The following is a 21144-nucleotide window of genomic DNA, read 5'->3' as shown; positions in this document are numbered from 1 at the left end:
CAGGAATTATCCGACAAGGCCATCGACCGTGCCGCCGTAAGATCGGAGGGATGAATTCACTGGACCTTGCGTTGTTGTATCTGCTGGCCGCTGTGCTGGGTGTCGTGGTCTGCCGCACCTTGCGGCTGCCCGCGATGATCGGCTACCTGGCAGTGGGCGTGGTGATTGGCCCGCATGCGCTGGCGCTGGCGCAAAACTCCGCGGGTCTGCGCTATCTGGCCGAGTTTGGCGTGGTGTTCTTGATGTTTGCCATTGGGCTGGAATTCAGTCTGCCCAAATTGCGCGCGATGAAGCGCCATGTCTTTGGGCTGGGCACGGCCCAGGTCGTCGCGACGGTGCTGCTGACCACGCTGGCGTCGCTGGCGCTGGGATGGTGGCTGCCCCAGTGGTGGAAGCTTCAGTGGCAGATGGCGCTGGCCATGGGCGGTGTCATGGCGATGAGCAGCACGGCGATCGTCGTCAAGTTGATGGCCGACCGGCTGGAGCTGGAGTCCGAGCACGGACAGCGGGTGGTTGGAATCCTGCTGTTCCAGGATCTGGCGGTGGTGCCCCTGCTGGTGCTGATTCCGGCCCTGGGTGCCTCCAGCGAAAATCTGTTGGGTGCACTGCTGCTGGCGCTGGCCAAGGCGGTGGTGCTGCTGACCGTGCTGCTCACCGGCGGCCAGCGGGTGATGCGCTGGTGGCTGACGCTGGTGGCGCGGCGCAAGAGCCAGGAGCTGTTCATGCTCAATCTGCTGCTCGTCACCCTGGGGCTGGCCTGGTTGACCGAGCACGCCGGTCTGTCGCTGGCGCTGGGCGCGTTCGTGGCTGGCATGCTGATCGCCGAGACCGAGTATCGGCACCAGGTCGAGACCGACATCCGTCCTTTCCACGATGTGCTGCTCGGGCTGTTCTTCATCACCATCGGCATGATGCTGGACTGGCGCTTGGTGTTGGAGCGCTGGCCGTTGGTGTTGCTGCTGTTGACCCTGTCGCTCATCTTCAAAGTGGCGTTGATCACCGCGCTGGCCCGCGCATTCGGCGCACCGACCGGCACCTCACTGCGTGTGGGGCTGTATCTGATGCAGGCGGGTGAATTCGGCCTGGTGCTGCTGCAGCTGGCGCATCAGAATGGTCTGGTGCCCCCGGCGTTGTTCAACCCGACGCTGGCGTCGATGGTCATCTCGATGTTGCTCACGCCATTCATCATCCAGCACAGCGACGCCCTGGTCGCGCGGCTGGTTGGCAGCGACTGGCTGATGCAATCGGTCCAGATGACGCACATCGCGCGCAAGGCGATTGCGGCCGACAAGCACGTCATCATCTGCGGCTATGGCCGCTGCGGGCAAAACCTGGCCCGACTGCTGGAGGGCGAGCGCATCCCCTACATGGCGCTGGATCTGGACCCCGACCGGGTCCGGCAGGCCGCAGCGGCGGGGCATTCCGTCGTGTTTGGCGATGCGGCACGCCTGGAGTCGCTGATGGCGGCCGGGCTGGCGCGCGCCAGCGCCGTGGTCGTTACCTACCTGGACACCCCCAGCGCGCTGAAGGTGCTGCACCATGTGCGCGAACACGCACCGGCCGTGCCGGTGGTGGTGCGCACGGTGGACGATACCGATCTGGCCCGCTTGCAGGCCGCGGGTGCTGCCGAGGTGGTGCCCGAAGCCCTGGAAGCCAGCCTGATGTTGGCCAGCCATGCGCTGGCGCTGGTGGGCGTGCCCCTGCGCCGCGTGGTGCGGCTGGTCCAGCAGCAGCGCGAGGCGCGCTATCAGCTGCTGCGCGGCTACTTCCACGGTGCCGATGACGATGCCATCGACGAGCCCTATCAGGAGCGCTTGGCCACGGTGGTGCTGCCCCCGGGTGGGCCAACCGTGGGCCAGACCCTGGGCGAGCTGGCCTTGCACGCAGTCGGGGTGCGGGTGGTGGGCGTGCGCCGCGTTGGCGGTCGGCACGAGGAGCCTGCCGACGACTTGCGCCTGCAGGGCGGTGATGCCGTCGTGCTGTACGGCAGCCCCGAGGCATTGGCGCTGGCCGAAAGCAAGTTGCTGGCCGGATAATCGGCCCTCATGGACACCGCCGCCTACCTCAAAGCCCACATCCGTACCGTGCCCGATTGGCCTGCGCCCGGGGTGCAGTTCCGCGACATCACGCCACTGCTGCAAGACCCCAAGGTCTTTCGGGTGCTGATCGACACCTTCGTCCACCGCTACATGGACCGCGACCGGCGCCCCGATGTGGTGGCAGGGCTGGATGCGCGCGGTTTCATCATCGGCTCGGTGGTGGCCTACGAGCTCGGCGTCGGTTTCGTGCCCATCCGCAAAAAGGGCAAGCTGCCCTTCACCACGGTCGAGGAGACCTATGAGCTCGAGTACGGCAGCGCGACGGTGGAGCTGCACACCGATGCGGTCAAGCCCGGCGACCGTGTGCTGCTGATCGACGATCTGATCGCCACCGGCGGCACCATGATGGCCGGCAAAAAGCTGCTGGAAAAACTGGGCGCCACCGTCACCGAGGGCGCAGCCATCGTGGCCCTGCCCGAGCTCGGCGGCCTGCAGCGCCTGCAGCAAGCGGGCTTGCCCCTGTTTACCCTGGTGTGCTTCGACGGCCATTGATGGTGCGCATGCGCGCCATCGGGCGCATCGATGCCGCCGCTGCAGACGCCGACGCGGCTTGACGCGTTTTTCGACAGATCGAAACAGACCTTTTTGGTTGATACTCTGGCACCATTGGCTCTGTGCCGCAGATCGCCGCCGATGGCTGTGGGGCCGCCGGCCTCGTCCGTCTCGCTCAAGAGGAGAGTCACCCCATGACCGCTGTTGCCGCCTCGAACGTCAACCACATCGATACCGCTCACGGCGTTCGTTCGAGTTCTGAGTTTCTGACCTTCCGGCTGGGGGGGGAGGAGTACGGTATCGACATTCTGCGGGTGCAGGAAATCCGCTCCTTCGAAAAACCCACCCGCATCGCCAACGCGCCCAGCCACGTTCTGGGCGTCGTCAATCTGCGCGGTGTGATCGTCCCGGTGGTGGACCTGCGCATCAAGCTCGGCTGCGACACGGTCGAATACAATGGGCTGACGGTGGTCATCGTCCTCAATGTCAAGGGGCGGGTGGTCGGTGCGGTCGTTGACTCGGTCTCCGACGTGCTGGAACTGCCGCGTGAGCAGGTTCGCCCTGCGCCCGAGATGGCGTCATCGACGGTGGACACCGCTTTCATCACTGGCATTGCCAGCGTGGGTGAACGCATGCTGATTCTGATGGACATCGAAGCCCTGTTGGGCAGTCCTGACATGGGGCTGACGGACGTCTGAACGCCGCAGGCGCCGCGCCGGGTACTGGTAGAGGACGGACACTCATGGGGACGAGCCATTGGATGCGCGCCTTCAGCGTGCGAGTGCGGATGCTGGGAGCCATTGGCGTGGTGCTCGCGCTGTTGTTGGCCTTGGCTGCGGTGGGGGTGTGGTCGGTGCATCACATGCAGATCGCCCAGCACGAGGCGCTGACCTTGGCCTGGATGGCCACCGGCACTGGCGGCGATGAAACGTTCACACAGCAGATGATTCAACTGACCGAGCGCGGCGAACAAATTCGCGCCCAGGCGTTGTGGGCCTTGGGCGCTGCCTTGGTCGTGGCGCTGGTCATCGTCGTGCCCACCACCTGGATGAATATGCGTAGCATCGTAGATCCGGTGCAGCAGGCGCAGGCGCTGGCAGTGTCGATCGCGCGGGGTGACCTGTCCACCCGTGCCGACACCAGCGGGCAGGATGAGCTGGCCGAGCTGATGCGCAGCCTGGCGGACATGCAAGATTCGCTGGCCCGCACCGTAGGCGCCGTGCGCGAGACGGCCCAGCGCATGAACCACACCGCCGAATCGGTGGCCCGAGGCAGCCAAGACCTGGCCGAACGCAGCGAAAAGACGGCCGAACATCTGCGCCAAACCGCGGCCAGCCTGGATGATCTGGCACGCAATGCCCAAGCCAGCAGCCAGGCCGCGCAGGCCGCCATCGATTTGGCTCGGCGCAACGCCGAGGTGGCCGACCGGGGAGGACACGCCGTCACGCAAGTCGTGACCACCATGGACGGTATCCAGGCGGCCAGCCGCAAAATCGCCGACATCATCGGCGTCATCGACGGCATCGCATTTCAGACCAACATCCTGGCACTCAATGCGGCGGTCGAGGCCGCGCGCGCGGGCGAGGCGGGCCGGGGCTTTGCGGTGGTGGCGGGCGAGGTGCGGCAACTGGCCCAACGCAGCGCCCAGGCGGCCAAAGAAATCAAAACCCTGATCGAAGCCAGCGTGCAGCAGGTGGGCTCAGGGACCGAGCAGGTGCATGCGGCCGGCGCCACCATCCGCGACATCGTCGCCAATGCCGAGCAGGTCTCGACCTTCATTCGCGACATTAGCGCGGCCATCCAGCAGCAAGCGCAGGCGCTGGCGCAGATCCAAGCGGCCGTGGCCGAGGTGGACCAAATGACCGAGCAAAACGTTGGCTTGGTGGCGCGCAGCGCCGACACCGCCAGCCATGTGCGCGCCCAGGCGCAGCGCATGGCCCAGACAGTGGCCATCTTTCGCTTGGCGCAGGATGAGGGCGCCCATACCCCTTTGTCGGCGGTGCAGGTGCGCGGGCAGGGCGACCCGTCCAGCTACCACGGGCCAGAGCGGCGCGGCCGCGCACCGGCGCTCTCGACCTGATGCCCGATGGGCGGCCCGCCGGCGCCGGCCGGGCGCTGTGATAAGCTGATGTTCATACGACGGTCGTGCGCGCCCACTGGATACGGCAGCCGCAAGGATCGGTAGGAGGATAGACCATGAATTGGAGTCATTGGCGCATCGGCACCCGGCTGGCATGGGCCATGGGCTTGATGCTGGCGCTGCAGCTGGCCGTATTTGGTGCTGCCATCTGGGGTGAATGGCGCATCGAGCAGGCGCGGGCGATCGAGCAGCGCATGGCCGAAGCCGAGGATCTGGCTGCCCAGTGGAAAGAGGTCACGGAAGCGCAGGCCGGGCGAGTCGACGCCATGCTGCAGCTGGGCTCGGGGGACAATGGCCAAGCGGTCCTTGACTACTTCAGCGAGCGCCTGGAGGCCGCACGCGGGCGCGTCGAAGAGCTCGAACGACGCGTGGCCGAGTTGGCCCCTCAGGTTGGGGTCGAAGAGGAGCTGCGGCGCCTCATGGCGCTGCGCCAGGCGACACTTGAGGCGCGCCGCGAGGTGGTAAAGGCGCTCAACGCTCAAGATTTCGCCTCGGCCAAAGCAGCGTTCGACGGCCGCTACCAAGCCGCTGCGCAAGCCTATCAACAGGCGCAAAGCGAATTGACCCAGATGCTCAAACAACGCAAAGAGCGCACGCGCGAAGGCGCGCAAGGGCTGACGCGCACGGTCCAAATGGTGCAGGCAGCGGTGGTGGTGGCGGCGTTGCTGCTGGGCGTGTGGATCGCGGTGGCGCTCACCCGCGCCACCGTCGGGCCCATCCGCCAGCTCCTGGCGGTCAACGAGCGTCTGGCGGCAGGCGACTTCAGCATGGCCGTGCATGACGGCGGCCGCGGCGACGAAATTGGCGATCTGCTGCGCTCTAAGGCCAAAACCGTGCAGGCGATGCGCGAGGCGCTCGTCAGGGTGCGCCGCGCGGCCGACCAGGTGGCCGCGGCAGCGGGCGAAATTGCGCAGGGCAACCAGGACCTCTCCGCCCGCACGGAAAGCGCGGCTGCCAGCCTGCAGCAAACCGCCGCGAGTTTGCAGAGCATGACGGAATCGGTGCGCCACGGGGCCGAATCGGCTCGCACGGCCAACCAGGTCGCTCAACAGGCTGCCGATGCCGCCAAGCGCGGCGGGCAAGCGGTGCAGCAGGTCGTGGGCACCATGCAAGGTATCGAGGCCAGCAGCGCCAAGATTGCCGATATCACTCAAGTCATCGATGGCATCGCCTTTCAGACCAATATTTTGGCGCTCAATGCCGCGGTGGAGGCCGCGCGCGCGGGCGAAGCGGGCCGGGGCTTTGCCGTCGTCGCTGGCGAGGTGCGCCAGCTCGCCCAACGCAGCGCCCAGGCAGCCAAGGAAATCAAGGCCCTCATCGAAGCCAGCGTGGCGCAAGTGCGCGAAGGCGGCCAGCAGGTGGATGCGGCTGGGCGCACGGTCCAAGAAGCGGTGCAGGCCATCGATCGGGTCGCCGACCTGATCGGTGAAGTCAGCGCCTCGGTCAATGAGCAAAACGACAACATCACCCAGGTCAACGCTGCGGTGGGACAGCTCGATCAGGCCACTCAACAAAACGCAGCCCTGGTGGAGCAGGCCGCTGCAGCCGCGCAAAGCCTGGTGCAGCAGGCGCATGAGCTGCAGCAGGTGGTGGCGCGCTTCAAGACCGGCGAGTCCATGCCGGCGGTGGTCTCCGCCCCCGTCCGGCCGCTGTCGGCGCCCCGCAAGCCTGCGCGTGCGCCCACCGGCTCGCTCAAACCCGTGGCGGGGCAGACCCACACCGCCCCGCGGCGCGAGCCGACGCTGCCGGCGCCTGCGCCAAGCGCCAAAGCCGCGCCGCCGGCGGCCAAGTCCGCCGGTCCATCGACATCGCCCACAGCGGGAGCAGACGACCAGTGGGAAACCTTCTAAAACAACGCGTCCATGCAATTCAGCTCGACCCTGCCGGGCACACCCAGCGCTGCCGCTGACGATGCGGCTCGCCACGGCCGGCTGTCGGTGGCCGAATTGCTGGACCATCTGAACCACGCGCTGGTGGTGTTGGATGAACAGGGCTTCGTGGTCGGGCACAACGACGCTGCTCATCGCCTGCTGGAGCTGCCGCAGACCGTTTTGGCCGAGGGCGCGCTCATCGACGACGTCGTGCGCTGGCAGATCCGGCGCGGCGACCTGCGTGGCGACGCCGACGCCATCGTACAGCGGGTATGGCACCATTTGCGTACCACACAGACCGAGGCTCACCCCCATGTGTACACCTACACCACGGCAAGCGGCCGCACCTTGCAGGGCTCGACGATTGCGCTGCCAGGGGGCGGCTGGGTGCGCGTCTACACCGATATCTCCAAGCATGCCCAGGCTCTGGCAGCGCTGCGCGAGAGCGAGGCGCGCTTTCGCAGTCTGACCGAGCTGTCTGCCGATTGGTATTGGGAGTGGGACGCCGAATGTCGCTACACCCGTCTGGAGGGTCGGACGGTCGAAGAACATGATTTGGCTCGGCACTTTCTGGGCAAACGGCCTTGGGATGTGTTTTCCCCCAACCGGCCTCAACCTCGGGACTGGGCGCCCTTACAAGATCTGATCGCGCAACGGCGCGTGTTTCGGGGCTGGGAAATCCAGCGCATCCTGCCCGATGGCCAGTCGGTGTGGTTTTCGCTGAGCGGTATGCCGATTATGGACGAACACGGCCACTGTACCGGCTATCGGGGTGTCGGACGCAACATCACGCCGCGCAAAGAAGCCGAAGCCACAGTCCAGCGCCTGGCTTTCTATGACAGTTTGACGGGTTTATACAACCGTCGGGCGTTTCAAGATCAACTCCGCAAGGCTCAGGCCGCCGCCGATCGTTCAGGCCAATGGGGTGCGTTGTATTTCATCGATTTGGATAATTTCAAAGACGTCAACGATGCCTATGGGCATAAGCTGGGCGACGCCTTGCTGCGAGATTGTGCCAAACGGTTGCAGACCATATTGCGCGACGAAGACAGCGTGGGTCGGCTCTGGGGAGATGAGTTTGTCGTTTTGCTGGAAAATCTGGGAGACTCGCAAAGCGGGGCACTCTGGAATGCCCAGATGATTGCCGAAAAAATTCGCGCCGAATTGGAGCGACCATCGATTCACGATGGTCAGGAGGTGCAGGTCACACCCAGTATTGGCATTACGTTATTCCAGGGTAGTCACGAAGCGGTGGAAGAAATTTTGCAGCGCGCCGATTTGGCCATGTATCAGTCCAAGGCGGCAGGGCGCAATGCCATACGCTTCTTTGACCCCGACATGCAGGCCAAGGTGATGGAGCGCGCCACGCTGCAGCACGAGCTGCGCCATGGACTGCGCGAGCAAGAATTTGCCCTGCACGGACAGGTCATCGTGAATGGCGGGGGGCGTATCCAAGGTTTGGAAGCCCTCATCCGTTGGCGTCATCCCAAACGGGGCATGGTGTCGCCCGCTGCGTTCATTCCTTTGGCGGAGCAAAGCGGTTTGATTGTTCCCATGGGGCAATGGATTTTGGAGCAGGCCTGTCGAACCCTGGCGCGCTGGTCTTCCGATCCTGAGCGGTCGCACTGGACACTGGCCGTCAACCTGAGCGCTCGCCAGTTACGGCAACCGGATTTGGTCGATACAGTGTTGCGCGTCATCGACGCCAGCGGATGCGATCCGAAAAAACTCAAGCTCGAGCTCACGGAAAGCCAGCTGCTCCACGATGTGGAAGATACCATCAAAAAAATGGAGGCGCTGTCGGCGCGCGGTATCCGATTCGCCCTGGACGACTTCGGGACCGGCTACTCATCGTTGGCCTATCTGAAGCGGCTTCCATTGTCTCAGCTCAAAATCGATCGCACATTCGTGCGGGATTTGCTCGATGATCCGAACGATGCTGCGATTGCACAAACCATTTTGCAATTGGCAGACAGCCTCGGACTGGATGTCGTGGCAGAGGGCGTGGAAACCGCCGCTCAATTCGAGGCGCTGTACGCCATGGGTTGTCGGCTGTTTCAAGGTTATCACTTTGGTCGGCCAGCGCCACTGGACCCGGCCGACCCCGCGTCGGTCCATTGATGGCCCCCAGGGCGGTGCGCTTGCGCGAGGGCAGCGGAGGGGTCATCTGCCCGAGGCGGGTCTAGCGTCACCGGTCTCCGGCAGGGTGTGCTGGTCGATCGGCTCGATAGGCAAGGACAGGCCGACGCTGGCGAGTTCCACGTGAACACCTCGCCGGCGATGGGTTCGTGCTGCTCGGTCTGTGCCGCCTCCCAGGCAGGAAAATCCCCGGCGTTGAAAACGGGTTGCGGCTGGCGCCCGACACAGGTCGGCCCATCCGTCGATCGCGATGAAGACGACGTCGTTGGTCAAAGACAGGCTCCGTTCGCGGTGGCCAACCGCCCCAAGTTGCGGCGCGCGGACTGTGGTTCTCACTGACGCCCGCCCGAGCTGTGAAAGCCGCGCGCGACTTTCTACAATCGGTCTATTCCCCGCTGACGCCGTCCCGTCGGGCGGCTCCCTTCCACTTTCCGTCAGAGAGGGCCTACCATGGTTCCCCATCTCGTCACCGCGCTGACCGGCCCCATCAACGAGCTGGAGCAGCGCATCCTCGAATCCACTCCGGTCATCGAGCGCTGGTTCCGCCTGGAGTGGATGGAGCACACGCCGCCTTTCTACACCTCGGTGGACATCCGCAATGCCGGCTTCAAGCTCGCGCCGGTAGACACCAATCTGTTTCCCGGCGGATGGAACAACCTGACGCCCGAGATGCTGCCGCTCGCGGTGCAGGCCGCCATGGCTGCCATCGAGAAGATTTGCCCCGAGGCGAAAAACCTGCTGCTCATCCCCGAGAACCACACGCGCAACCTGTTCTACCTGATGAATGTGGCGCAGTTGCAGCGCATCTTCTACTCGGCCGGACTCCATGTGCGGCTCGGCTCTCTCAACCCCGAGATCAAGGCCCCCGTGACCATCGATCTGCCCAACGGCGACCAGGTCACGCTCGAGCCCTTGATTCGCGAGGGGCGCCGCCTTGGGCTCAAGCACTTCGATCCCTGCACCATCTTGCTCAACAACGACCTCTCCGCGGGTGTGCCCGGCATCTTGGAGGATTTGCACGAGCAGTACCTGCTGCCCCCCCTGCATGCAGGCTGGCATGTGCGGCGCAAGAGCAACCACTTCCGTGCCTACGAGGAGGTGGCCAAGCGCTTTGGCAAGCTGCTGGGCATGGATCCGTGGCTGATCAACCCCATGTTCGCCCAATGCGGCCAGGTCAATTTTGCCGAGGGGACCGGCTTCGAGTGCCTGCAGGGCAATGTCGATGCGCTGCTGACCAAGATCCGCCGCAAGTACAAGGAGTACGGCATCCAAGAGCGCCCCTTCGTCGTTATCAAGGCCGACAACGGCACCTATGGCATGGGTGTGATGATGGTGCGCGACGCAGCCGAGTTGTCCAGTCTCAACCGCCGTGCCAAGAACAAGATGAATGTCATCAAGGACGGCCAGCAGGTCAGCGACGTGATCATCCAAGAGGGCGTCATGACGCACGAGCGCATCAACGACGCCGTGGCCGAGCCGGTGGTCTACATGATGGACCGCTATGTCGTCGGCGGCTTTTACCGTGTGCATGCCGAGCGCGGCGTGGACGAGAATCTCAACGCCCCCGGGGCGAGCTTTGTGCCGCTGGCGTTCGAGAAAAGCGCGCTGCAGCCACAGCCTGGCACGCCGCCAGGGGCGAGCGTGCCCAACCGCTTCTACATGTACGGCGTGGTGGCGCGGCTGGCCATGCTGGCCGCCGCCTACGAGCTGGAAGCCACCGACCCGGAGGCCGAGTACGATGCCTGAGGCCCCTATCGCAGCCGGTGGCCTGAGCCGCGTGCTGGTGGTGGCCGATCCCTTGCACAGCTTTGCGACCTACAAGGACAGCACCTTTGCGATGATGCGCGAGCTGGCGCGCCGCGGCGTGCGCCTGGCTGCGTGCGAGCCGGCGCATCTGCATTGGCGCAGCGGCGAGCCGGTGATGGCGCTGGTGCGCGAGGTGGAGCTGACCGGTGCGGCCGACGACTGGTTTCGCATCTGCCGGCAGGGCCACGAGCCGTTGCATGCCTTCGACGCCGTGCTCATGCGCAAGGACCCACCGTTCGATGCCGAGTACTTCTACGCCACGCACCTGCTGCAGCAGGCCGAGCGCGAAGGCGCGCGCGTCTTCAACCGCCCGGCGGCACTGCGCGACCACCCGGAAAAGCTGGCGCTCATGGAGTTTGCCGAGTGGGCCCCGCCAACGCTGGTGACGCGCTCGGCGCAAGCGATTCGCGCCTTCCACGCCGAGCACGGCGACATCATCTTGAAACCCCTGGACGGCATGGGCGGGAGGGGGATTTTCCGTGTCGGTCCGGATGGGCTCAACCTCGGTGCCGTGGTCGAGACGCTGACGCAGCACGGCCACGCCACGATCATGGCGCAGCGCTTTCTGCCCGGCATCGCGTTGGGCGACAAGCGCGTGCTCGTGATCGGCGGTGAGCCGGTGCCCTACTGCCTGGCGCGCATTCCGCAGGGCGGCGAGGTGCGCGGCAATCTGGCCGCCGGCGGGCGGGGCGTCGCGCAGCCGCTGTCGGAGGCCGACTGGGCCATCGCGCGTGCGCTCGGGCCGCGGCTGGCCGCACGCGGGCTGCTGCTGGTGGGGCTGGACATCATCGGCGAGCACCTGACCGAAGTCAACGTCACCAGCCCGACCTGCTTTCAAGAGATCACGCAGCAGACTGGCTACGACGTGGCGGCGCGCTTCGTCGATGCGCTGCAGGCGGCGGTGGCAAGTGCCGCGCCCAGCGCCGGCGCGTCAGCCAGTCAGCCGGGCTGACTTCTTGCATGCCGCGGGCGCAGATCGGATGTCGCGCTGGCCACCTCTACAATGCCGGCATGAACTTTGTCGATCGGTTGCTGGAGGCTGAGGCGCGCCATCGCTCGCGGCTGTGCGTCGGGCTGGACCCGGACCCGCTTCGCCTGCCCGGCCGCTGGAAGGGGCGCGTGGAGCACCTCTACGACTTCTGTGCGGCCATCGTCGATGTCACCGCCGACCTCGTCTGCGCCTACAAACCACAGATCGCCTACTTTGCCGCGCACGGGGCAGAGGCGCAGCTCGAGCGGCTGATGGCGCACATCCGCGTGGCTGCACCCGATGTGCCGATCATCCTGGACGCCAAGCGCGGCGACATCGGCAGCACCGCCGAGCAGTACGCCAAGGAAGCCTTCGAGCGCTACGGGGCCGACGCGGTGACGCTGTCGCCGTTCATGGGCTTCGACTCGGTGGAGCCCTATCTGCGCTACCCCGGCAAGGGGGTGTTCCTGCTCTGCCGCACCAGCAACCCCGGCGGCAGCGACCTGCAGGCGCAGCGCCTGGCCGATGTACCGGGGCAGCCGCGGCTGTACGAGCACATCGCGGCGCTGGCCCAGGGGCCGTGGAACCGCCACGGCCAGATGGGACTGGTGGTCGGCGCCACCTACCCGCAAGAGATCGAGCGCGTGCGCTCGATCGCCCCCACCGTGCCGTTGTTGATCCCAGGTGTTGGCGCGCAAGGGGGAGACGCCGCCACCACGGTGCAAGCCGGCTGGCGCGGCGACGCTCAGGGCCGCACGATCGGGCCGGTGATCGTCAACTCCTCGCGTGCCGTTCTGTACGCCAGCGCGGGCGAGGACTTTGCCAGCGCCGCCCGCGCGCAAGCCGAATGCACGCGCGCAGCGCTGTGGCAGGCACCCTGAGCGCGGGCCGCAGACTGGATCAGAGCAGGCTTTTAAGCAGCTTGCCCATCTCGGAGGGGTTGCGCGTGACCTTGAAGCCGCATTCCTCCATGATGGCGAGCTTGGCCTCGGCAGTGTCGGCACCGCCTGAGATCAGCGCGCCCGCGTGGCCCATGCGCTTGCCCGGGGGGGCAGTGACGCCGGCGATGAAGCCAACCACCGGCTTCTTCATGTGGTCCTTGCACCAGCGTGCGGCCTCGGCCTCGTCTGGGCCGCCAATCTCGCCGATCATGATCACGGCGTCCGTATCGGGATCGTCGTTGAACATCTGCATGACGTCGATGTGCTTGAGCCCGTTGATCGGGTCGCCACCGATGCCGACGGCGCTGGACTGGCCCAGCCCCAGCTCGGTGAGCTGCGCCACCGCCTCGTAGGTCAGCGTGCCGGAGCGCGACACGACGCCGATGCGGCCCTTGCGGTGGATGTGACCCGGCATGATGCCGATCTTGATCTCGTCCGGCGTGATCAGGCCCGGGCAGTTCGGCCCCAGCAGCAGCGTCTTCTTGCCGCCGGCGGCTTCCTTGGCCTTCATCTTGTTGCGCACCATCAGCATGTCACGCACGGGAATGCCTTCGGTGATGCAGACCACCAGGTCCAGGTCGGCTTCCACCGCTTCCCAGATGGCGTCCGCTGCACCCGCCGGTGGCACATAGATGACGCTGACCGTCGCGCCCGTCTCGGCCGCCGCTTCTTTCACGGAGGCGTAGATGGGGATGTCGAAAATCTTCTCACCGGCCTTCTTGGGGTTGACGCCGGCAACGAAACAGTGCTTCCCGTTGGCGTACTGCTGGCATTTTTCGGTGTGGAACTGGCCCGTCTTGCCGGTGATGCCCTGGGTGATGACCTTGGTGTCTTTGTTGATCAGGATGGACATGATGCGCTTTCCTCTCGGCAGGGCCAATCAACGGCCGGCAACGGCGGCGACGACCTTCTGGGCGGCTTCGGCCATGGTGTCGGCGCTGATGATGGGTAGGCCCGATTCGGCCAGCATCTTCTTGCCCAGGTCCTCGTTGGTGCCCTTCATGCGCACGACCAGCGGCACATTCAGGTTGACCGCCTTGCACGCGCTGATGACGCCGGTGGCGATCACGTCGCAGCGCATGATGCCGCCAAAAATATTGACCAGGATGGCCTTGACGTTGGGGTTTTTGAGCATGATCTTGAACGCCTCGGTCACTTTTTCAGCGGTGGCGCCGCCGCCGACGTCCAGGAAGTTGGCCGGCTCGCCGCCGAACAGCTTGATCGTGTCCATGGTGGCCATGGCCAGCCCGGCGCCGTTGACCAGACAGCCGATGTTGCCATCCAGGCTGATGTAGGCCAGGTCGAACTTGGAGGCTTCGATTTCGGCCGGGTCTTCCTCGTCCAGGTCGCGCAGCGCGACGATTTCCGGATGGCGGAACAGGGCGTTGGAGTCGAAATTGAACTTGGCATCCAGCGCGATCAGGTTGCCCTGGCTGTCACGGTTGAGCGGATTGATCTCCACCAGCGAGGCGTCTGTCTCCATGTAGCAGCGGTACAGGTTCTGCAGCAGCGTCACTGCCTGGTCCACTGTGCGGCCGGTCATGCCGATGCCCTCGGCCAGTTGGCGCGCCTGGGCCTCGCTCAGGCCGACCAGCGGATCGACAAAAATCTTCACGATCTTGTCGGGCGTGTGCGCGGCGACCTCCTCGATGTCCATTCCGCCTTCGCTGGAGGCGATGATCGCCACCTTCTGCGTCGCGCGGTCGGTCACCACCGACACGTAATACTCTTTTTGGATGTCGGCGCCATCCTCGATGTACAGGCGCCGCACCTTCTGGCCCTGCGGGCCGGTTTGGTGCGTCACCAGTTGCATACCCAGGATCTGGCCGGCCAGTTCGCGCACCTGGTCGATGCTCTTGGCGACCTTCACGCCGCCGCCCTTGCCGCGGCCACCGGCGTGGATCTGGGCCTTGACCACCCAGACCGGCCCGCCCAGCTTTTGGGCCGCTTCGACCGCTTCCTGCACCGTGAACGCGGGGATACCGCGCGGCACCGGCACGCCGAACTGTCGCAAAATTTCCTTGCCTTGGTACTCGTGAATCTTCATGTGGTTCCTGTCTGGAATGGCGTCTGACGGGAGGTCCGCCCGGCAGCAGGTGAGGGGTCGGCAAGATCGCTTGCGCCGCCGCGTGCACGAGTGCGCGGCGCCGCGGTGCGCAGCGCCGCAGCCGGCGGGCCAGCGCGGGCCAGCGCGAACTGTATCATGCTGCGTCGCACAAGCCTGATGGGAAGCTGACGGGCCGCGCCAACCCGCCGGTCTGGATTTTGATCATGTCAATGGGGGTGACCCCCGTGGAGTATCGAGATGGCCCATATCTTCATCGACGGGGAAGCGGGCACGACCGGCTTGCAGATCCGCGAACGGCTGCAGGGGCTGGCCGGCGTGACGCTGCTGTCGATCGACCCCGAGCGCCGCAAAGATCCGCAGGCCAAGCGCGAGTGCATGGCGCGGGCGGATCTGGTCATCCTCTGCCTGCACGACGAGGCCGCGCGCGAGTCCGTCGCCCTGATCGACGCCTTGCGCGCCGAGACGGGGCGTGCGCCGCGCATCATCGATGCCTCTACCGCGCATCGGGTGGCGCCCGGTTGGGTGTATGGCTTTGCTGAACTGGCACCAGGGCAGGCCGAAGCCATCCGAGCGGCGGATCGCGTGGCCAACCCCGGCTGCTACGCCACGGGGGCCATCGCGTTGATTCGCCCGCTGGTCGATGCCGGTCTGATTCCGATCGACCACCCCCTGTGCCTGCCCAGCGTCAGCGGCTACACCGGGGGCGGGCGCACCCTGATCGAGGCGTACGAATCCGGCCACGCCCCCGCCTTCGAGCTGTACGCCCTGGGGCTGGAGCATAAGCACCTGCCGGAGATCATGGCCTACACCGGCCTGCAGCGACGCCCGCTGTTCGTGCCCTCGGTGGGCAACTTTGCGCAGGGCATGCTGGTGCAACTGCCGTTGCATCTGGATGCGCTGCCGGGCCAGGTGCGTCCGGCCGATCTGCACGACGCGCTGGCGGCCCACTATGCGGGCAGCGCTTGGGTATCGGTCGAGCCGCCAACCGCCGACGGCAAGCTGGACGCGGTGGCGCTGGCCGGCAGCGACCGGCTGGAGCTGCGGGTGTACGGCAACGACGCACGCCGCCACGCCCTGCTCGTGGCCCGATTGGACAACCTGGGCAAAGGCGCCAGCGGCGCGGCGGTGCAGAATCTGCGGCTGATGTTGGGCGTCTGAGGTGCTGCGCAGTGGGGGTGGCCTAACAGACCGTTGAAAAAGCACGCATCGGGCGGGCTTGGGGCGCTGATTCCGAAGAAACGGGTTGCCCTGACATGCCTGCGAAGCGCTTGGAGCGGCTGCTCACGCATGATGCGCGTGCCACCAGATGCCGATGCTGCCCATGCGCACCCGGTCTTAGTTGGCAAAGCACAGCAGCGCTTGGCCCGCGAGCTTGGCCTGGCCGATCAGTGGGGTCTTGGCCTTAACCGCCCACGGTCTTGATCCTGCCAAAGGCCCCTTCGATGTGCTTGATGCGCTTGCGCGCTTAGAGGCTGGTCTTGCCGCCCGCATGGCGCTCGCTGCGGATAAAGCAGCGGATGGGCCTGCGGCACTCGCTCTGCTAGGCCGATGTCGCTGAACATCGCCCCGTTGGAAGTTTTGCTTGCCTCGCATCGTCTTCGACTGGGGCGTTTGCAGATGGCGTCAGATCGTAGCGGCCGAGTCGGGCGCTCGCACGGGATTTTTCAACGGCCTGTTAAACGACTACGGGAACCCTAGGAATCCAGCTCAAGTGAGCGGGTTCGTGCACGCGGTATCTTGGAGCATCGCACGTCGTGCCACCGCGGCGCGCGCTTACCAGGACTGCCTACCTGCCAGCTTGGCTGTTCGGCGAAAAAGCGCGTTCATACGCGCACACGCCGACGACCAGCCGCCATGACGCCCATCTCTCCCAACGACCGCCGCCAACTGCCCCGCGCGCTCGGCCGGCGTGGGGTCGTCCTGGCGGACAACGCGCACAGGGGCCCGGCTACTCCACATTGTTGGCGCCGCTGCGATACTGTAAAGTGCAGTACATTTGCAGTGGCTTCCGGAGAGGCTATGGTCGCACGCAAAACCGCTACCCTGACCTTTCGGATCGATCCCGCTCTCAAGGAGGCGCTGCGCCTCGCGGCAAATCTCGAACATCGGTCGATCGCCAACATGGTCGAGGTCCTGATTCGCGACTATTGCGAGCAATGCGGGATCGAGATTCCGCCCTCCGACGAAGCCGAGAACAACAGCGAAGTGCGCTCATGATCAAGACGGTCAAGCAGGCCTGCCGGTTCAATTCGATCATCCGAGACTACCGGATGAGCCAAGGCATCGAGAATCTGGCAGAACTCATCAATGACGAGGGAGACGGGCGGGAGTTCTTCTCACGCAACTTCGTCACGCACGGCATGGAGCAACTGTTCCGCGAGGGGCTGCTGCGCTTGTCGGGCAAGTCAGATCAGGCGGTCTTCGAGCTCACCCAGGCCATGGGTGGCGGTAAAACGCACATGATGATCGCGCTCGGCCTGCTAGCGCGTCACCCGCACCTGCGTTCCGATGTCCTCCCCCCTGATCTCGCTGCCCGTGTGGACTTTGACACGGCACGCATCGCTGCCTTCAACGGTCGCAACAACCCGGATAACTACATCTGGGGTGAGATCGCAAGCCAGCTTGGCGCCGAGGATGCCATCAAGCCCTACTGGGCCAACGGCCCCAAGGCCGTCGATCAACGCAAGTGGAAGGAAATCATAGGCAGTGAGCCGACGTTGATCCTGCTGGATGAGCTGCCACCCTATCTCGACAACGCCAGCACACAGGTGTTTGGTCAGGGCACACTGGCCAATATGGTGGTCTACAGCCTCTCTAGCCTGATGAGCGCGGCGCTGGAGTTGCCCAACTGCGCCATTGTCGTTGCGAACCTTGCGGGTAGTTACAAGGCGCAGACGAAGGCCCTTTCCGACGCAATCTCCAATCTTCAGCAGGAGACGCGCCGCCAAGCCATGACCATCACACCGGTGCAACTGGCCGGCAACGAGATCTACGAGATCCTGAAGAAGCGGCTCATCGACGAGCTGCCCGACGAGCGCGTCATTTCGGATGTGGCCGAAGAATACGCCCAGCAGATCAAGAAGGCCGAAGACGGCGGCTACATCGTTGCCAGCAGCATCGAGCAGATTGCCGAGCAGGTGCGCGAGACCTACCCCTTCCACCCCTCGTTCAAGCACCTTGTCGCGCTGTTCAAGGAAAACGAAGGGTTCCGCCAAACCCGCGGCCTGATGCAATTTACCGCCCGACTCCTCAAGAGCGTCGAGGAGCGCGATACGGATGATGTCTTCCTGATCGGCACGCAGCATCTCAACCTCAACGATGACCAAGTCAAAGACGAGATCGAACGCATCGCGCCGAAGCTGATGCCAGCCGTCACGCGGGACATCGCCGACAACGGTAACGCAATTGCCGAACACATCGACGACGAGCTGGGTTCTGATGCCGCGCGACAGGTGATGACCCTGCTGCTGGCCTCTAGCCTGTCCCGCGCGGTCGGGGGGCGGATCGGCCTTTCCGAGAGCGAACTCATCGAGTTCCTGGCCGCACCGCAGCGCAAGCCAGACGAGTTCCTTCAGGCGATGCAGCGGCTGCGGGAGGCCGCCTGGTACCTGCACCGCGAGGAGCGACGCTTCTTCATCAAGGAAACCGAAAACCTCTCGCGCCAGATCGAGCGCAACGCGAAGGAGGTTCCTCAGCCCAAGGTCGATCAGGCGCTGATCAATCGGCTCACCGGCATCCTTGAACCGGTCCGCAAGATTGCATACCAGGATGTTCAGGTCCTGCCCAAGCTCGACGAATTGAAGCTCTCCGGCCCGCGGACGCTCATCGTCATCAAGCCCGATGGCAAGGTTCCGCCGAGCGAACTCCAGAACTTCTTTGACTATCAGCAGGAGAAAAACAACCTGCTGGTGCTCACGGGTCAGGATAGCCTGTTGGCGGACGCTGTCGAGGAGCGTTTGCGTGAGCTCTACGCCATCGAGCAGATCCACAAGCGGCTTCGCCCTGGTGACACGCTGTTCGAAGAAGCACGCGACCGACTGGAAGAAGCGGAAGACCGCTTCGGCAAGGCCCTGTCGGCGGCCTATAACCGCCTCTATTTCCCAGTGAACGACCCGGTCGATGGTCGCGACGTCCTGGCCGGCGTCACCATCGACCAAGGACTGAAGATCGGCCAAGGAGATCAATCCGCCGAAGCGCAGATCGAGAGTCTGCTCGCAAGCCCCAGGGCGGATTACAAGCTCGTACGGGAACTCACCAAGGGCAACCTGGACGAGTACTTTGCGATGGCCGAAGAGTACCTCTGGCCATCGGGCAAGGACAACCGCCGCACGCCCTGGAAGGACGTCGTCATGCGCGCCAAGTGCTCGCCCATCTGGCCCTGGATGCCGGGCGCGAGCGGTCTGGATACCCTCAAGACGGAGGCGTTGAAGCAAGGACGCTGGCGTCTGGGTGAAGACGGCTACATCGAGAAGGGCCCCTTCCCCAAGGACAAGGCCACTGTCAACGTGTCCGTCGTCAACATCAAGGCCGACTCGGGAGAGACGGTGTTGAGTCTGACGCCCCGCCATGCGGGTGACAGCCCAGTGGTCTATTGGTCGACCAAGCCCGAGGTTACGGACAAGGACCAGAAGGTCGATGACCTCGACAACTTCACGACGACGCAAGGAACACTCTACTTCTGGGTGAAGGACACCACCGGGCAGCACGAAAGCGCCCCGCCCGTGCGCTGGCTGGCCGATCTGAAGATCCGTCACCAAGTCGAACCGGCTGCCGATAAGCGCCGTGTGCGCCTGGAGGCCACCCCGCGGGCAGAGCTCTACTACACCTTGGACGGGTCCAACCCTAAGGACGGTACGCGGTACGACGGCCCCTTCGAAATCGGCGTAGGCAGCTTTCGCCTGCTGGTGTTTGCACGAGCAGGCGAAGCCAACAAGACGGCCGACTTCCAGATCCAGGCCAGCGGCGATAAGACGGTCCAGATCGTCGATGCCAAGCCGGCCCGCCTGCAGAGCAAGCGCGTGTCTCTGGACACTACCGACCGTGTGTTCGGGGTCATCAATCGCTTCCGCGATCAGCCGGGCACTCGTTTCAAGGGCGTTCGCATCGAGATCGGCGAGGGCGAAAACACCGTGACCGTGCGCTTCCAAGAGCGCGAGGTCACGGCCGCCATGATCGAAGGCGTCGTCAACAGCCTTCGCGACGTTCTGGGTGAGCCCGAAGCCATGGTTAACATCGCCATCGCTGAAGGCATTCAGTTCGACACGGGCTTTGCGCTCAAGGAGTTCGCGAAGATTGCTGGTGTCGAGCTCAAGCCGGGCGACGTGAGCCAGGAGGAATGACCATGACGCAAGCCTTGCGCCGCGCAACCCGGACGCTAGCAGGGCGTGCGCATGTCCAGCATACGCTGGGCTTCGGGGTGCCCGCGACCTCAGACCCGCATCACTTCAAGGTGCTCATCCCCAAGAGCAGCACGGGCAAGGTTCAGATCAGCGAGTACCTCGGCCTGCAATCGGCATCAAGCGATACCGCGGTGATCGACCGCGTCTTGCTCGACCGGCCGCGCTGGACGGCCATCCGTGCTGAGGTGCAGCGGGCCTTCAACGCACGCCTCACCGCGCATGCGCTGAAGCCCAGTGCATGGAAGATCGGCGAGAACCCTGTGGATCGCCTGCTCGGCAAGGAACTCTGCGTCCTGGCCTGGGCCGTCGAGCAGCTGGAGGCATCCAAGATCCCCGTCGCCGTAAGGAACTGGCTGGCGCTTCGGCCCGAGGAGCGCTGGTGGCTGTTTGGCATGACCGCCATGGCGACAGGCGGCGTCATGGACGCCGGCAAGGGGTGGCGCATCGCGCTTCAGCATGCCTTGGGTGATGTCGCGCAGAGCGAGTTGCTGTGCACCCGCGGCCGCCGCAGCCAAAACGACCGCGACGACACCCGGCCATCGCTGGATCTGTTCGGGGACGACACGGCATGACCAACGGCCTCGTACCCCCGCAGCCAAAGATCTACCACATTGCCCACGTAGATCGTCTACCCTCCATCGTGGCGGACGGTTTTCTTTGGTGCGATGCGGAGATCGTGCGACGCATGCCGCCGGGCACTATCATTGGCATGAATGGCATCAAGCAGCGGCGCTTGAACGAACTGCGCCTCAGCAGCCATCCCGACCTGCACGTGGGCGACTGCGTGCCGTTCTACTTCTGCCCGCGCTCGGTGATGTTGTACCTGATCCACCAGGGCAATCATCCGGAGCTTGGCTACCGCGGTGGACAGGCCCCGATCCTGCATTTCGAAGCCGATCTGCATGCCACCGTTGCTTGGGCACAAGCCCAACAGAGGCGGTGGGCCTTCACCCTCTCGAACGCTGGTTCGTACTTCTTCGAGGACCGTTGCGATTTGGCACGCCTCGACGAAATCGACTGGGTGGCTGTTCAAGCGCGAGATTGGCGGCAGTGCAAGGAAGGCAAGCAAGCCGAGTTTCTGCTGGAGCACAGCTTTCCCTGGCACCTGATCCAGCGCGTTGGCGTACTCAATCGCACGATCTACCAGCAGGTTGTGAACGCCCTTCCGGTAAACGGACACCGACCTACGGTCGAAATCCGCCCGGATTGGTATTACTGA

16 protein-coding genes and 1 pseudogene are annotated in these 21144 nt (G+C 64.8%); 14 read left to right on the top strand and 3 right to left on the bottom strand.

All coding sequences use genetic code 11. The annotated features are described in order from the left end of the window. Positions 1-50 precede the first annotated feature (50 nt). From P3W97_RS08045 to pyrF, 9 genes are all read left to right on the top strand, one after another. Positions 51-2036, top strand: coding sequence for a monovalent cation:proton antiporter family protein (locus P3W97_RS08045; RefSeq protein ID WP_300845589.1), 1986 nt, complete (start codon positions 51-53; stop codon positions 2034-2036). A gap of 9 nt (positions 2037-2045) precedes the next feature. Then, a complete protein-coding gene (locus P3W97_RS08040; protein WP_300845586.1) occupies positions 2046-2591 on the top strand; it encodes an adenine phosphoribosyltransferase in 546 nt (181 codons plus the stop codon). A gap of 194 nt (positions 2592-2785) precedes the next feature. Further along, positions 2786-3289, top strand: a complete 504-nt coding sequence (locus P3W97_RS08035; protein ID WP_300845584.1) for a chemotaxis protein CheW — start codon at positions 2786-2788, stop codon at positions 3287-3289. 44 nt (positions 3290-3333) lie between these two features. Then, the gene (locus tag P3W97_RS08030) at positions 3334-4671 is read left to right on the top strand and encodes a methyl-accepting chemotaxis protein (protein ID WP_300845582.1); all 1338 of its coding nucleotides are present in this window, start codon (positions 3334-3336) and stop codon (positions 4669-4671) included. Positions 4672-4787: 116 nt separating this feature from the next. Next, a complete protein-coding gene (locus tag P3W97_RS08025; protein WP_300845580.1) occupies positions 4788-6581 on the top strand; it encodes a methyl-accepting chemotaxis protein in 1794 nt (597 codons plus the stop codon). A 12-nt stretch (positions 6582-6593) separates the two neighbouring features. After that, complete coding sequence (locus P3W97_RS08020) at positions 6594-8723, top strand: EAL domain-containing protein (RefSeq protein WP_300845578.1); 2130 nt, start codon at positions 6594-6596, stop codon at positions 8721-8723. Between the two features lie 468 nt (positions 8724-9191). Next, entirely contained in the window at positions 9192-10487 is a 1296-nt protein-coding gene (gshA, locus tag P3W97_RS08015; protein ID WP_300845577.1) for a glutamate--cysteine ligase, read from the top strand. After that, a complete protein-coding gene (gene gshB / locus P3W97_RS08010) occupies positions 10480-11499 on the top strand; it encodes a glutathione synthase (RefSeq protein ID WP_300845574.1) in 1020 nt (339 codons plus the stop codon). The genes gshA and gshB overlap by 8 nt, the downstream gene beginning before the upstream one ends. A 59-nt stretch (positions 11500-11558) precedes the next feature. Beyond that, positions 11559-12398, top strand: a complete 840-nt coding sequence (gene pyrF / locus P3W97_RS08005; RefSeq protein ID WP_300845572.1) for an orotidine-5'-phosphate decarboxylase — start codon at positions 11559-11561, stop codon at positions 12396-12398. Between the two features lie 19 nt (positions 12399-12417). Here the strand turns inward: pyrF and sucD are convergent, their stop codons facing one another. Next, on the bottom strand, positions 12418-13311 hold the full coding sequence (gene sucD / locus P3W97_RS08000) for a succinate--CoA ligase subunit alpha (protein WP_300845569.1): 894 nt from the start codon (positions 13309-13311) through the stop codon (positions 12418-12420). A 27-nt stretch (positions 13312-13338) separates the two neighbouring features. Next, the gene (gene sucC, locus P3W97_RS07995; protein WP_300845567.1) at positions 13339-14505 is read right to left on the bottom strand and encodes an ADP-forming succinate--CoA ligase subunit beta; all 1167 of its coding nucleotides are present in this window, start codon (positions 14503-14505) and stop codon (positions 13339-13341) included. 258 nt (positions 14506-14763) lie between these two features. Between sucC and argC the strand changes: the two genes are divergently transcribed. After that, on the top strand, positions 14764-15684 hold the full coding sequence (argC, locus tag P3W97_RS07990; RefSeq protein WP_300845565.1) for an N-acetyl-gamma-glutamyl-phosphate reductase: 921 nt from the start codon (positions 14764-14766) through the stop codon (positions 15682-15684). Between the two features lie 177 nt (positions 15685-15861). Here the strand turns inward: argC and P3W97_RS07985 are convergent. Next, positions 15862-16021 (bottom strand): annotated as a pseudogene (locus tag P3W97_RS07985) (IS5/IS1182 family transposase); the annotation flags it as partial. A 524-nt stretch (positions 16022-16545) separates the two neighbouring features. Here P3W97_RS07985 and P3W97_RS07980 point away from each other — a divergent pair. From P3W97_RS07980 to P3W97_RS07965, 4 genes are read left to right on the top strand one after another with little or no spacing between them, the layout of a single operon-like run. Next, positions 16546-16743 (top strand): hypothetical protein, encoded by a 198-nt coding sequence (locus P3W97_RS07980; RefSeq protein WP_300845563.1) that lies wholly within the window; start codon positions 16546-16548, stop codon positions 16741-16743. Beyond that, positions 16740-19865: an anti-phage-associated DUF499 domain-containing protein gene (locus P3W97_RS07975; protein WP_300845561.1), complete on the top strand. Its 3126-nt coding sequence runs from the start codon at positions 16740-16742 to the stop codon at positions 19863-19865. Before P3W97_RS07980 ends, P3W97_RS07975 begins: the two co-directional genes overlap by 4 nt. A gap of 2 nt (positions 19866-19867) precedes the next feature. Next, the gene (locus P3W97_RS07970; protein ID WP_300845558.1) at positions 19868-20497 is read left to right on the top strand and encodes an anti-phage-associated DUF3780 domain-containing protein; all 630 of its coding nucleotides are present in this window, start codon (positions 19868-19870) and stop codon (positions 20495-20497) included. Further along, positions 20494-21144 carry a DUF4433 domain-containing protein gene (locus tag P3W97_RS07965; RefSeq protein ID WP_300845556.1) on the top strand — a complete coding sequence of 217 codons (651 nt, stop codon included), beginning with the start codon at positions 20494-20496 and terminating at the stop codon, positions 21142-21144. The genes P3W97_RS07970 and P3W97_RS07965 overlap by 4 nt, the downstream gene beginning before the upstream one ends.

It is taken from the genome of Tepidimonas sp. (genome assembly GCF_029335975.1).
Lineage (GTDB): Bacteria > Pseudomonadota > Gammaproteobacteria > Burkholderiales > Burkholderiaceae_C > Tepidimonas.
This window is presented reverse-complemented; position numbering and strand designations above follow the sequence as displayed.